Consider the following 13227-nt stretch of genomic DNA (forward strand, 5'->3'; position numbering starts at 1 on the left):
CCTGTGCATCGGCCCTCGGCACGGAAACGATGCCGTACTTTCGGCCGATCGGATCCGGACCTCCTGGCCGATGACGCGCAAACCCGAGACGGCGAGCATCGAGTCATGACAACCGAAACGACCATGACCGCGGCCGTCTACCGCCGCTTCGGCGGCCCCGAGGAGGTGCACCTCGAGCAGCGCCCGATCCCTTCGCCGAAGCCGGGAGAGGTACTCATCCGGGTGCACGCGAGCACGGTGAGCATCGCCGACCATCGGTCCCGCGCTCGCGACGTCCCGTCCGGCCTCGGTCTGCTTGTAGCCGCCGGACTCGGGGCGTTCCGGCCGAAGCATCCGATTCTGGGCATGGATGCCGCGGGCGTCGTCGAAGCCGTCGGCTCGGACGTCACAGCTTTCACCGCCGGCGATCGCGTCATCGCGGCGACGGGCGGAGCTTTCGGCGGTCACGCCGAGTACGTGTGCCTGCCCGCCGACGGAGCGATCACCCGCGCTCCCGCGAGCCTGACGCTCGAGGAGGCGGTGACCCTCGTGTTCGGCGGAATCACCGTGCAGGGCTTCTTCGCCCAGGTCTCGATCGGGCCGGGCACCTCGGTGCTGGTGAACGGCGCATCCGGCGCGGTCGGCACCGCGGCGATCCAGCTGGCGAAGCAGCTCGGCGCCGACGTCACCGCCGTCACGAGCGGGGGCAACGCTGCGCTCGTGACCTCACTCGGCGCCGACCGCGTCATCGACTACACCCGACAGGACTTCACCGCGGGCGACGAGACATACGACGTGATCGTCGACGGCGTCGGCAATGCCGGATTCGGCCGCGTCGAGGGATCGATCGCTCCCGGCGGGGCGCTGCTGCTCATCGTCGGCGACCTGTGGTCGATGCTGCGCAGCCGCTGGCAGACCCGCCGATCGGGAAAGCTCGTCACCTGGAACGTCGGCAAGCCCGGCGCCGACGAGCTCGCCTACCTCGTCGCCCTCGCGGACTCCGGTCGTTACCGGCCCGTCATCGACCGCACCTTCGACCTGGCCGACATCGTCGAGGCGCACCGCTACGTCGACACCGGGCGCAAGCGCGGCAACGTCGTGCTGCGCATCGCCGACGCCGATGCACTTTCCTGATCCACACCCGACAAAGGAGCACCAGATGAGAACACGTCGACCCACCACCACGGCACTCGAAGAGCAGCGGATGCCGGTGCGAGTCAAACTCGCCGCCGCATGGGCGAGCTTCATGTTCCTGTACATCTACGTGGACATCCTCGCCTTCTACAAACCCGGCGTCGTCGACGACATCCTCGTCGGCGTCGTCTGGCAGTTCGACATCACCCAGACCTGGGCGATCACCGCGCTGAGCCTCCTGGCGATCCCGATCCTCATGGTCGTGCTGTCGGTCGCACTGCCCGCCCGGGCCGCCCGCATCGCCACCCTCATCGTGGCCGCGATACAGGTCCCGTTCGCGGCCTTCAACGCGGTCGGCGAGGTGGGCGGGTCGTGGCTGTACTTCTACATCCTCGGCGTCGCGCTGGAGCTGATCGTTCTCGTCTTCATCCTCAAGTGGGCATGGACGTGGCCGCGGACGGCAACGATCACGGTGCCGACGACCGGTGCGGACCGTGAGGTGCGACACGTTCGGTAGAGGGCTCGATCGCCCGAGCCGGGTCGATACCGTGGAGGCAACGACCGGAGCGAGGACGCATTCATGACCGAACCGATTCAGCCCAGGGCCAGGACCAAGACGGACACGCTGTGGCGCGTCATCATCATCGCGATCTTCGTGATCGGAGTGCTGGTGGCAACCGCGTTTCCGGTGCTCAACGGCAACTGGCGCTCGGTGTTCGGCGCTGTCCCCGTCTTCGCATTCGGGATACTCATCGCTGCGATCCGCTCGCTTCGTCACTGACCTGCCGCTCGACGGGAAGCATCATGCGTCCCGTGCCATCAACATCCGATCGATGACGCGGCGGGAGGATTCTCGTAACTCGTCCAGGCGGTCCGGACGCTGTTCGCGTGCCCATCTGACGACGTCCAACGCCCCGAGTACCGCGAGTTCCCAGAGCACGGGTCTCGCGGTCTCAGGATCGATTCCGGCGCCGCAGAGCACCTCGGCCCACGCGGCTGCCGAGACAGGGGATTGCCGGGACTCCATCACGTGCCACCGGTGCAGGACATCGAGGTCACCCCAGGGAACCGGTCCTGCATGCGCGGCGCCCCAATCGATGACCGCATATCGGGCGCCCGCTACGACGTTCCGTGTCGACAAGTCGCCATGGATGAGCCCCTGGGGAAGCGCGCGATCCAGCTGCGAGGAGAGCATCGCACGGATGGTCCCCTGGTCGCTCCGCCGGTACACCCCGAGCTGGATCAGCGGGTCTTCGTCGGTGAGCATGGCGAGGTTGTAGGAGACATGCGCGCGCCACGCGGCGTCCAGGTCGCGCCCGAACCGCGAGAACAGCGTGCTGGGGGCGGTCGCCGTATCGACCGTGGAGAGCGCCCGCAACGAGGTACCGATCGCGTGCCAGGCTTCCAGGTCATCCGGGGAGGCGGTCGTACCGGCGATGTACTCCACCACGAGATACGACGTGTCGGCGGCTCGCCCTCGGGCTACGACCGCAGAGGTGTGGATCCCGACCTCCGCTGCGGCCTCCAACGCCCAGAGCTCGAAGTCGAAGGGATCTACCATCTGCGAAGGATCCCGCGCGAAACGAACGACAACGTCGTGGGTCTCGCCCTGAACCCGAGCCACGAAGTTCTCGTTCCCACCGGGAAGCATCGTCACGGTGCGAACGGAGATGCCTGACGAAGCGGCGATGAGCTTCACGCGATCTGCTTCGTTCACCCGTCCAATCTAGGACCGGCTGTGCGGTCGGCTGGATGCACCGCGCCATATCATGACCGTGTGATCCCGCGCCCGCTTCGACCAGACCTCGAGACCGCCGAAGCTCGGTACGACGCTGTGCTGCACGAGTTGCACGCGTACGCGCGATTCGTCGATGAGCACGGCGACGAGAACGGATCCGTGTACGAGTCGATGTCGGCCCGGATCCGACAGCTGACAGGAAAAGACACCAGCTCGTTCAACCTCGCGGAATGGTGGGAAGGCGAAGGCGCCGAGGTGCTGGCCTTCCGCCTGTCGCTTCCGGCTCCCCCGACCGTCACACTCGGAAGCGACGACATCCGTGCCATCGTGCACTGGCTGAAGACGCCCCGGCTGCCGCGCTCAGGTTCCTTCGCCGAAGAGTTCGAGCTCTATCTCGATGACTATTACTACGAGCTTCTCCGCAAGAACTGCAGCCGCTACGACCATCGCGTGCTGTTCGGCTCCCGGCTGAGCCCCGGCGGCACGAGAACCGAGATGACGGTGGAGGAAGCGGTCGAATGGTTGCTGGCATCCCGGAAGCCGTAGACGACAAGGACCTGTCCGATCTCACGAGAGTTGTCATGAAGTGAGACATGGCTTCTGCGGAATCCCGCGGCCGCCATGATCGCCCCGTCGTGTGACTTGTCTCACGAGAGTTGTCAGAATCTGAACTTCAGCGGGCAGCCAGCCCCGCGCATCGGCCTCCATCGTGCTCGTGATCGCTCGTGGTGAACACCAGGAGCCAATTCACGAGGTCGGAATCCCGACTGCGATGCGGACTGCGCATCGGCCCGCGACACGCGACAGCTAAGGGCCGCGGCGTCCCTCGAACCGCCACAGCGCTCTCCAAGAAAGCGGGAAGAGGGCGGAGACTCCACAGTGCGGATCTGCATCTACGGTCTCAGCCTTCTTGACGCGCGCCCGCGGCGGGGTGGGCCGCATGAACGTCCATCGGACGGTTGAGATACCGGTCGCCCCCTCGGACCGGCGTCCACCAGCGTCGATCGATGACCTCGTCAGCGCTGCATCTGTCCGATCGCGCGGCAGCTACTGAGAATCCTTGAGGACACGCGAGTACCGCGCGTGGACCCGGTCCGTTTGCGCGACGCCCTCGACTAAGGTCCCCTCCTCCATCCTGTAGGTCCGTTTTGGATCCCCTCTAAAAGACAGCCAGTTGAAGCTCGACGTGATGTACAGGTCGTCGTAGATCAGAATCTTCGCGTGAGTGTTGGGGAGGCGCACGAAATTGAAGTTCAGGTACGTTCGCGCAAGCACGTTCAGCTTGTCCACTGCAGCCTGGTCAGTTCCAGCACCGTCAAGGCCGATGCCATATCCGATCTGCACGTCGACGCCGCCCTTTAGGCGCCGCTCCAAGTCCGTCAAGAACTGGGAGTTGACGACGGCGCGGCGAATCCATGGGGAAATAATGAGGATCCGCCGTTGGGCCGAACTGAGCGCCGCCCTCAGGCGAAGTGGGTGCTCAAACACTCCGATCTGGGTGATGCTAGCGGCATCGTCACCTCGGTCGGCGACATCTTGCGGCTCGAAGTTGGACGAGGACACGAAGGGCACAGCGCTTGGGAGCTCCACTTTCATCCCGAGCGCTACAGCCCCGCCAAGACTCTCCAACTCCCGCTGGTGTGAGAAGCTCTCTTCGCCGTTCACGATCACGAGAATCTCAGGTTCAGTACGCACTCCGTCGCTGAATAGCGCGAGCTTGACGGGGAGGTACCGGTGCTTCGTGACTCGGGAACGCAGTATCGAGAGAAGCTGAAGACGACGCGCGCGCCCCTTCCCCGGCGAAACAAGGTGCTCGAGGTCCATGAGCCTCAAATCCTCGCGCTCGATGTGCTGCGTTCGTGCCGCGGGCATTACCAGCAGCCCCTGCTCACGTGCCGCTTTCTTGGCGATGAGGTCCGACTCGCGATACTCCGTGACTCGCCAGATGCTCCTGTCGAAGCATGCGGGGATCTCCTGCTCGATAGCCGAGATCGACATTAAATCAATCGCCGCGAGCTTTCCGCGAGAGGTCAGGGTGGCGACTTCGCCATCACCGCGATACGTGATGTTTCCGGCTTGCACCTGTGCGATCAGTGCGTCGTCCAGCTGATCTGCCCCGAGTCCAAGGAACGACGCCACTTCACCAATCTCCCGAATGCCGTTGAAGAGCGCCCGCAGTACAAACTCCTCGAGCAACGGAAGTGGCTTCTCCTCCTGGGCCGAGACGAGCACGCGAAGCACTGTCACCGGGATGGCGGCCTCTTCGATCGCAACAAGGTCACGACCGGGCCGCGCTTCCCGAAATCGCTCAGCGACGTCCTGATCAGTCAGGTAGCTCATACTGCGCGCACCTCGCAGTCGTCGAGGTTGGATCTCATGTAATCAATCACCCGTTTGAGCCCTCCCGGCGAACCTGAGCAGAAAGCAGCGTCGCCCACGATTGTTAGGCCGTACCGAGCACGAGACAGCGCCACGTTGATGCGCCGCCAATATGCATCGGCCAAGAATCCGAGCTGCTGTCGATCGTTACTCCTCGTGACGCTGAGGACGGCCAGGTCGCATTCGCGCCCTTGGACCGCGTCGACGGACTCCACATCAATTGCAAGATGATTCAACGTTTGCTTGATGCGATCGATCCGTCGCTGGAGTTCGTCGAGCTGACTTCGATAGGGGGAAATCACGATGACATGTAACCGGCCGTCGCCTGCGCCACTCGGGATCAAGCCGCGCTCGATCGCCGTGTTGATGGATTGCAACCTCGAAATCGTCAAGTCAGCCTCGCAGTGATTGACAAAACTGCCCGCGTTGCGCGGGTCTCGGGTCTCGCGTCGATCCTTCCGTCTCGAGGTGTCAAGCCACAAGACCGGCTTACCCAAGGTCTCGTATCCCGCGAGAACCGGCTTAGGAGCCGATTCAAGCCAACCATCATAGAAGCAGCTGGAGATCATCGCCCCAATGGGAGGGATCATTCGATATTGGCGCGTCAACCGGAATCGGTTCTCTTCGGGGAGGTGCCCAGATAAGCGCTCGAAGAGCGTCTCTTTCACCAGCTCAGGTGTGAGCGACGCCTCCTCCAACAAGTCCTTTCGTCGGAGCAGATCCTCGTCAAGCGGAGGCAGCTGGTGGGTGTCTCCGACCAACACAATCCGTTCGGCGCGCACCAACGAAACGAGCGCTTCCGTGCTTGTCGCTTTGGACGCCTCGTCGACGATGCACAGGTCGTAGGTGAGATCTCTAGCGGCTCTGTGTCCGATGAACCCGAGGCAGGTGCCAGCAACCACCCTGCTACTGGCGAGATAGACAGAAGCGAGTCGGTCATCCGAGGCGATTCTCTGGAGCCAATCAGCTTGCAGCCGCATCAACTCGAGCAGTTGGTCACCAGCCTCTGACTGGGACAAGATCAACTCGATGGCTGCACGAACATCCGATGCATCGACCTTCGAGTCCAGGTCTATGAGCCCGGACAAGTTCTCGCGCGCAGCTTTGACGAGTTGCGTTTCTCTCTGCCGGGCATCCTTCAACCGCTTGCGGAGGTCCTCCGGATCATCGAGTAACTCCAACCGGCTCGCCGTCGTATCGTCCGCCCGCGCCGCTTCCTTGAGCCGCTCTGCCAGCATCTCGGTGGTCTGGCGTGCCACCAGCCATTCCTGCAAGTCCACAGCGGCACGCAACTGAGTGGCAGCGATTCCTGCCGACTCGGCGTACTCGATGAAGTGCTTCTCGGCTCTGCCGCGGACTGTTGCGGCCCACACTTGCAACTGGCTATCGAGCAGCAGATTTCTTGAGGAGTATGCAACCCGAGAATCATCTTCACGCCCCATACGGACAACGCCATGTATGCCCAACTCGGTGAGTCTTTGTAGCGCATTGTCGATTGCGACATGAGTTTGGCTTACCAGGAGAATCTTCGATTCAGGACTGCGGAGAAGTTGTTGCGCAACTAGCTCCGAGATCATACGCGTCTTGCCGGTTCCTGGTGGACCGCTCACGACGATGCAGTCTTGCGTGCCCAAGCCAGCGGCTACCGCGATCTGTTTGCTCTCATCGATCTGCGATACCCATTCGATGTCCTCCGCTGCGACTGGTGGCAGCGCCTTGGTGGGATCGGCTAGCAGCTCCAAGAGCTTTGCGAGTCGTGCCTTGCCGCTCTCTAGCCGCTGAAGCGCGTCTCGTTGACGGTCGATCGCGATCTGCGTGGGGCCGAGGTATGGCGTGAGCGTACCCTTTGCGGGTGGGGTGAGGTCGTCTCGCCACTCCCAGCGGAGCGTTAGGGCACCGGCGTTCTGCTGAACGGCCTGCCCGCGGCCTTTGGGCCGGCCCCCTTCATCGAGAATCTGCCACTCGGACCCGACCAGGTCCGTCTCAGGATCGGACAACAGATCGAACCTGGTCTCGTCATATCCGCGCGGAGTGAAGCTTTCGAAGTCCAGGGGCCCGACCTGAGACGCACCGAGGTTCTCGCGTGCTGTCAGAATCCGCCGCCAGGCCGAGAGCAGCTCGGCTCCGAAGCGCTCGTCGTCGAGCCCACCCGATGCTCGGTCATGATGATCGCCGAGACGCTGCAGAAGCTCGCGGGTCTCTCCTCCTCCAGCGAAAGGGTTCAACGGGGCCGCGAAGGTCCACCGTATGAAACCGTCGAGTCGGAGGCTGGACTCTCGATGGCGCTCCAATTCCTCATATTCAGGCTTTCGGACGCTAACCACCACAAGGTCGCCGCTATCCTCGTTGAACTTGACGATGATTCGAAGCGCATCGCCCGACACCACAAATGCGCCGCGGTCTACCGCTTTGGTTTGAGGGTCCCAGAAAAGCGCACCATGCGTAGCGCCCGACAGATCTTCCGCGAGGATCCGACTGGCTGACTCCCGGCTACCATTGGGCCCAGCGAGCTCTTGTTGCGCGCGCTTGGTGAGATTGAGTCGAAGCTGAAGAAGACGTTCACCCGGTTGTAGTCTTTCGAGTGATTCATTCAGCACGCGCGAGAACTCGCGGGCATTCTGCGGTCGTTTGGTCGGATCCAGGTCAAGGCTTCGACGAAGCAGTTCATCCAACTCAGTCGGCAGTCCCAACCGGTCCAGTCGTGGGATCAGCTCGTGAAGGTCTTTCGCGCGTTCCGATTGCGCCGTGAGTCCTTGGACAGCGAGAACTGCAAGCGAGTACACGTCGCGCACGTACCTATGTTTCCCGCTTCGCTCCGGAGGAGCGTACAGGGGAGTGCCGGCCTGCCCAACTGTCATCGTCGTATCGTCCGCATCCCGTTGCTGCTTGGCAATGCCGAAGTCGGTCAGTAGTGGAACGCCGGGCTCGTCCCACAGAACGTTGTCCGGCTTGAGGTCGCGGTGCTCGATGCCAAGTTGATGCAGATACGAAATTGCCCCAGCGATCGGCCGTAGGACCCGGTTCGCAAAAACATCCCATTCCATCGGAGATTCAACGTCCAAGACGTCTCTCAGCGAGTCTTCAACCCACTGCAAAACCAGATAGGGCGTGGCAGTTTCGTCGTATCCAGAGTCAACGAGGCGGATTATATTCGGGTGATTTGTCCTGTTCGCCGCCTGGAGGAGCTCTACCTCGCGCTGAAAGAGCTTTCGAACGACCCGATCCGCCGCGCCGGATACGAATTTGACAGCAACCGACGATCCATCCCGCGTATCGACGGCTCTGTGCACGCTGGCAAAGCCTCCGCCGCGCGGCTTCTGACCGGGGAGAATCAGGTAGTGACCGCCGACGATCTCAACACTTCCCACGGATCAGCCTCCTACGGCCTCGCACGGTCGGGGCACGGCTGCTTTGCCACGACATCGCAACGTATGCCGCGACGCTTCCCGCTGTAGCTAAAGCTCGTTGCCATATCGATGTCGTCGAACATTCTCACGGGCCTCGATGCGGAGCCTAGCGGAGACTTCCGACCAGCGTGTGGTCGCCGCTCACTACCTCTAACCCAAGGGGCCCAATGCTCGCGAAAGGCGCGGTGCGATCTCATTTCGCAGCTCAGCCGAATCGTTTCACTCGCCGTACCGGCACGAGCTGGTTTCAGCAAGGGGTTAAGCGGCTTCTCGCCAGGCGCCTCAAGCGGTCCGCGCTCCGCGCCACGTGAGTTCCGAAACGATCGATCTGGTTGGCACTAGGCGAGTCAGAGGCCCAGATGACCGGTTCTCGAAGTCTCTGCCGGGGCGCGGGTGGAGGGCGAGCTATGCCCCATCGCGATCGTAGTCACAGCGAGAAGGAACGCACCGATGTCGATGTGCCTAGTGATACTTAGACGTCACGCAATCGTGCCGCTGCACAGGGATCGCCGGCGCGGAACGTGGAGCGGGCCCCGAGATAGTAGGTCTGAGTCGTTTGAAAACAAGGGAGTCGGTGCGAGTTACTCGTATGGCCTACCCCGATTTTGGTCCACCGCGCGGCCGATCAAATCTCCGCCGCCGCGAGCGCTTGCCGTAGGGAGATCAGACCTGCAAAGCCAACTCGATGCTTCCTAGAAGCTCCTTCAGGAGCTCGCGTCTGTTGGGATCGAAAATCTCGCGATCAGCACTCAAGTTCGCGACCCGCTGAGCCACTGCAACCTTGTCCGGTGCGGCTACTCCGTTCACTGTCGCCCAAAGTTCAACCGCTTTCGTACGCATGCTCTCGGGGAGCGCGCTCCCGTCAAGTTGAGTCTTGGTCGCCGACCAGCAGTCGGCCTCTTCCATGACGCATTGAGCGTAGAGATCCGGGTGGATCAGGTCCTCAAGCTCAAGTGCGCCAGCGCCATCTGTTTCGTTCAACACGAGCACACGGCTGGGGTCCACCCCGGCCTTGATCAGTTTCTTCTTGTTCTCCAGTCCGCCGGGGTCTCCATCCACGATGAAGGCAACCTGTCCCGCCTGGGACACAAGCTCCGCCACGCGCACCGAGGCAACGCTGGAAAGCCCTGGGACAATCTGAAACTTGATCCGCTCACGGCCCGCGGCCTGCCGAAGCAGGGTGGGCAAGAGGATCGCCTCGCAGGGCCCCTCTCCGATCAGTGCGTGACGAGCAGGCGTGAACGTCGCCGCGACAGCACCCATGCTCTTGAGCAACGGTGAGAACCCGGCACCTGCCTCCCAGAACCCGTTGCGCAGCAACGATGTCCCCGCGTCGATTGGTTCCACGACGCGCACCCCGTTGCCGAGATCATGCGGAAGGCAACCGAAGGAGTGCGTCGTGTACAGCACTTTCGATGTGTACTCTTGACGCGCAAGAACTCCGACAAGGTCGGCTTGCGCGTCGTAGTGAAGGTGAGTCTCGATCTCATCCGCAAGCAAGATCGGACGACCGCGACCACCATGGGTGAACGCGAGCAACGCAGCGAACCATCGCAGTCCATCACTCCGATCCGCAAGGCTCGAGTACCCCTTGTCGTTCGGCGTCGTCACTTGAACGACCAGAAGGCCATTCTGCACATCGATCTGCAGAGCGATGTTCTCCTGATTCCAGCTTTCTGCGTAGACCTCTCGTAGACGATCATTCGCGTACGTCCGTCGGGTTGAAACGTCGGCGTGGTTAGCGTCTCGCACTTCCTGGCGCAGCGCGACGAGATCGAGTTGAGCCAGCCGCGCAAGATGTGCCAGAGCTGCGCTCGGTTGATCGGCTTCGGACTCTAGATCGTACTCGGACCGTAGGTTGTGGTCCTCCGGCCCCAGGAGTCGCATATCGGGAAGGCGGGCAAGAAGTACAGCTGCCGCTACTGCGGCAGGTTCGGGTTCAGCCTCCTCTTGGACACTCGCTCTCAGGTCCGCGACGAGGCTACGCAGCTGATCCGGCCATACCGAGATAGCTTCGTTGGGGAAGGTGGCAGCGTCGATTGCTCCCGCCTCCAGGACCCCCGCAGCGCCCTCGGCAGAGTCGGCGATAATGTCCAAACTCCCTATTGCCGTCGGCATCTCACCTTCCGCGAGGGTCGCGATGACGCCGTCGATCAAGCCAAGGTCAACCGCGACGTACTCAGCCATCCTCGCGAGAGCAGGCCTCAACTCGTCCATCAAATCGCCAAGAGCTACCCGAGGCTTCGGATCCCTGCTGGGCCTCGACGGGTGAAAGTCGATCACTCGGCCGCCAGTCCCTATCTTCGAGACGACGATTTTCTCCACATCGCCACCACCGCGAATGTGCTCGATCGCTTGCCTGTCTTCCTCCTCGAGTTGGAGTTGCCACCGGAGCGAAGGAACAGTATCAACCGATCGCCTCGGGTGTTCCGAGCGATCGAACGACTCGTCGTGATTCAAATGGGTGAGCGCCCGTAGCAACGAGCTTTTCCCGGCTTCGTTCGGCCCGACGAACGCAATCAGGTCGCTATGTAGCTTGACCGATGTCGGCGCAAGGAAACGGCGATATCCCTCGAGCGTGAACGTGATGAGTTTCATGACGCGTACCGGCGTGCCTCTCGGTGGGGAATGTCCTCCCGAATCTAGCGCCCACACGCCGAATCATGCCCACTCTGCTGGAACGAACGAGCGCGCATCTCTTCGAAGCAGGTGAGTAAACGGCACTGTCACCGTCTCAGGCAGTACGTGTCGTGTCTCACCGATCGCACGCCGCCCATCGGGGCGCGCAGATTGCACGTCGCGTATGCCTCTTTTGATCCTTGTGCTCGTGATGGACAGCGAACTTGTTGACGGACAGCTAGAAAGCGTGACCGAACACCGTTTCCGGGGACAGCGCGTTCGGATCCCGGCGGTAGCGCTCGATGATGTGGACGAACGAGCGTTCGTCCCGGCGGCCGACTCCACTCAGGATCGCCCCCTCCGCGGCCTGCTGATCGAGTGGTTCGTAGGTCATCGTGTGGTCGAAGTAGAAGTCCTCGTAGAGCCCGGCGTTCAGATGGAACTTTCCAGTATTTTGCACGTACGTGTACAGGCGCATCTGGTCACTCTCGAACGCAACCCAGACAGGCATGCCGTCGAGGTTTCTCACGAGGTAGAGATTCATCGTCATCGCCTCCCCGTATACATCTTGCGCCATCCAGGCGGGTGCGGGAGGTCGCCCGAGCAAGGCATTGACGCGGATTGAGGTGACCGAGCGGTATCCGTGATTTGATCATTGCGTGGAAGGTCAGCGGAAAGGGCCGCGATGTCGGTGGCAGGACCCAATATGCGATTCGTGCCTCAAACGTCCTTGAATCCACTGCGCATCGAGCGCGGAAATCTCCGATTGGGTCGACACTCCAGCGTCCTCGGCGTGATCGCGAACTCGCTGGCTGTCGTTGCTCCGATCGTGAGCATCGCGCTCGGCGTATGGGTGACCAATCTGAACTCAGACGTTGCGCATCTCAATGCCACCATCAACGGGCTTCACCAAGACGTAGCGTCCGCCGAGGCGTTGCTCACCGATCGCGAGGAGATCATCGAGGGCCTCCGCGCAGAGAACCGCGAGCTCCTGGCTGCGCTCCCGCCCAGCATCCCGCCGGAGCAAGTGCCTGATGCGCGAAACATCGGCACCGTAACTTTGGCAGCCGGCGGCGATTCGATAGACCTGAACTCGACGCTGCCCAACTTCGGGAACGGTGCTGATCGGATCCAGAAGGACACCCTCCAATTCGCAAACGGAGTCCTCACCTCGCTGTGGGGTATCGACGTGCTCCAACTTCCCGAAGGAGAGGCCGCCTACGAGACCTGCGCCATTGCCACCGGCTACGCCCCCATGAAGACGATCGAGCCTCATCGCCTAGATGGACGCGTCTGCATCCGCCTGCAGTCCGGGAACTATGCCCGCGTTACAGTGAACGCATTCGAGGAGGAGCGCGTCGAGCTCACGATCACGACCTGGGATGCTCCGTTCTAAAGCGTCCCAACTCGCCGCACGATGACCAAAAGGAGCCGACAGAGTGCCACCGTCAGCTCGGCAACCCCTACGCAGGCTTCTCGTACTCGACGTCGACGGGACCATTTGTCGGATCTACCGGGACGAGGAGCGCGTTCCGCATCAAGACGATCCGGGCTGGCGTTCCTGGATGAGCGTCGATGATGACGTGGTCGATGCACTCGACACGCTCGTCGAAGGTTCTGGTGTTGACGTTGCGTGGCTGACAACGTGGCCTCACGATCAAGTCGCCTGGCTCATCCAGGAACCCCTTCGCGGCAGGCTTTCGGGCCCCTACGTGCCCTGGCAGAACTGGCCAAAGCAGGGCTGGCGAGTGCAAAGCCTGATCTCATACGTGCGTGAGACGATGCCCGCAGTCGTCGCCTGGGCAGACGACCGTGCGCCGGACGACGCTGCCGTACAACTGACTGGAATGACACAGGTTCCTTCGTTCGTCGTCCGACCCAACAAGTTCACCGGTCTCACGCTGGAGGACGTCGCCAGAATCTCCGCTGTCGTCAAGCGCTCTGATCAGATGGACTGAGGCCAAGACCTTC

The 13227-nt window shown here is 62.2% G+C and carries 11 protein-coding genes; 6 read left to right on the forward strand and 5 right to left on the reverse strand.

Features of this window, described 5'->3' with window-relative positions; all coding sequences use genetic code 11:
- Positions 1–105: 105 nt before the first annotated feature.
- The 3 genes from ABD648_RS08165 (at position 106) to ABD648_RS08175 (ending at position 1894) form a co-directional block, all read left to right on the forward strand.
- Positions 106–1113, forward strand: a complete 1008-nt coding sequence (locus tag ABD648_RS08165) for an NAD(P)-dependent alcohol dehydrogenase (protein ID WP_282214465.1) — start codon at positions 106–108, stop codon at positions 1111–1113.
- Positions 1114–1138: 25 nt separating this feature from the next.
- Complete coding sequence (locus tag ABD648_RS08170) at positions 1139–1630, forward strand: DUF6326 family protein (RefSeq protein ID WP_282214466.1); 492 nt, start codon at positions 1139–1141, stop codon at positions 1628–1630.
- 63 nt (positions 1631–1693) lie between these two features.
- Entirely contained in the window at positions 1694–1894 is a 201-nt protein-coding gene (locus tag ABD648_RS08175; protein WP_282214467.1) for a hypothetical protein, read from the forward strand.
- A gap of 21 nt (positions 1895–1915) precedes the next feature.
- Here the strand turns inward: ABD648_RS08175 and ABD648_RS08180 are convergent, their stop codons facing one another.
- Complete coding sequence (locus ABD648_RS08180; protein WP_282214468.1) at positions 1916–2830, reverse strand: aminoglycoside phosphotransferase family protein; 915 nt, start codon at positions 2828–2830, stop codon at positions 1916–1918.
- 60 nt (positions 2831–2890) lie between these two features.
- On the opposite strand from ABD648_RS08180, the gene ABD648_RS08185 reads away from it, so the two are divergent.
- Complete coding sequence (locus tag ABD648_RS08185) at positions 2891–3397, forward strand: hypothetical protein (RefSeq protein WP_282214469.1); 507 nt, start codon at positions 2891–2893, stop codon at positions 3395–3397.
- Between the two features lie 501 nt (positions 3398–3898).
- Here the strand turns inward: ABD648_RS08185 and ABD648_RS08190 are convergent.
- From ABD648_RS08190 to ABD648_RS08205, 4 genes are all read right to left on the reverse strand, one after another.
- Complete coding sequence (locus tag ABD648_RS08190; protein ID WP_282214470.1) at positions 3899–5191, reverse strand: phospholipase D-like domain-containing protein; 1293 nt, start codon at positions 5189–5191, stop codon at positions 3899–3901.
- Entirely contained in the window at positions 5188–8598 is a 3411-nt protein-coding gene (locus ABD648_RS08195) for an AAA domain-containing protein (protein ID WP_282214471.1), read from the reverse strand. The genes ABD648_RS08190 and ABD648_RS08195 overlap by 4 nt, the downstream gene beginning before the upstream one ends.
- 702 nt (positions 8599–9300) lie before the next feature.
- Positions 9301–11235, reverse strand: coding sequence for an AAA family ATPase (locus ABD648_RS08200; protein WP_282214472.1), 1935 nt, complete (start codon positions 11233–11235; stop codon positions 9301–9303).
- 259 nt (positions 11236–11494) lie between these two features.
- Positions 11495–11800 (reverse strand): hypothetical protein, encoded by a 306-nt coding sequence (locus ABD648_RS08205; protein WP_344708785.1) that lies wholly within the window; start codon positions 11798–11800, stop codon positions 11495–11497.
- Positions 11801–12049: 249 nt separating this feature from the next.
- Here ABD648_RS08205 and ABD648_RS08210 point away from each other — a divergent pair, with 249 nt between their 5' ends.
- Positions 12050–12652: a hypothetical protein gene (locus ABD648_RS08210; protein ID WP_282214474.1), complete on the forward strand. Its 603-nt coding sequence runs from the start codon at positions 12050–12052 to the stop codon at positions 12650–12652.
- 43 nt (positions 12653–12695) lie between these two features.
- Positions 12696–13214 carry an HAD domain-containing protein gene (locus ABD648_RS08215; protein WP_282214475.1) on the forward strand — a complete coding sequence of 173 codons (519 nt, stop codon included), beginning with the start codon at positions 12696–12698 and terminating at the stop codon, positions 13212–13214.
- Positions 13215–13227 lie beyond the last annotated feature (13 nt).

The organism is Microbacterium luteolum, assembly GCF_039533965.1.
In the GTDB taxonomy this organism is placed as follows: domain Bacteria; phylum Actinomycetota; class Actinomycetes; order Actinomycetales; family Microbacteriaceae; genus Microbacterium; species Microbacterium luteolum.

What these genes read in the sequence shown, in the direction of transcription:
- ABD648_RS08170 (WP_282214466.1), top strand. Translation starts at nt 1,139, where the DNA reads ATGAGAACACGTCGACCCACCACCACGGCACTCGAAGAGCAGCGGATG.
- ABD648_RS08205 (WP_344708785.1), bottom strand. Translation starts at nt 11,800, where the DNA reads ATGAATCTCTACCTCGTGAGAAACCTCGACGGCATGCCTGTCTGGGTT.
- ABD648_RS08175 (WP_282214467.1), top strand. Translation starts at nt 1,694, where the DNA reads ATGACCGAACCGATTCAGCCCAGGGCCAGGACCAAGACGGACACGCTG.
- ABD648_RS08165 (WP_282214465.1), top strand. Translation starts at nt 106, where the DNA reads ATGACAACCGAAACGACCATGACCGCGGCCGTCTACCGCCGCTTCGGC.
- ABD648_RS08190 (WP_282214470.1), bottom strand. Translation starts at nt 5,191, where the DNA reads ATGAGCTACCTGACTGATCAGGACGTCGCTGAGCGATTTCGGGAAGCG.
- ABD648_RS08200 (WP_282214472.1), bottom strand. Translation starts at nt 11,235, where the DNA reads ATGAAACTCATCACGTTCACGCTCGAGGGATATCGCCGTTTCCTTGCG.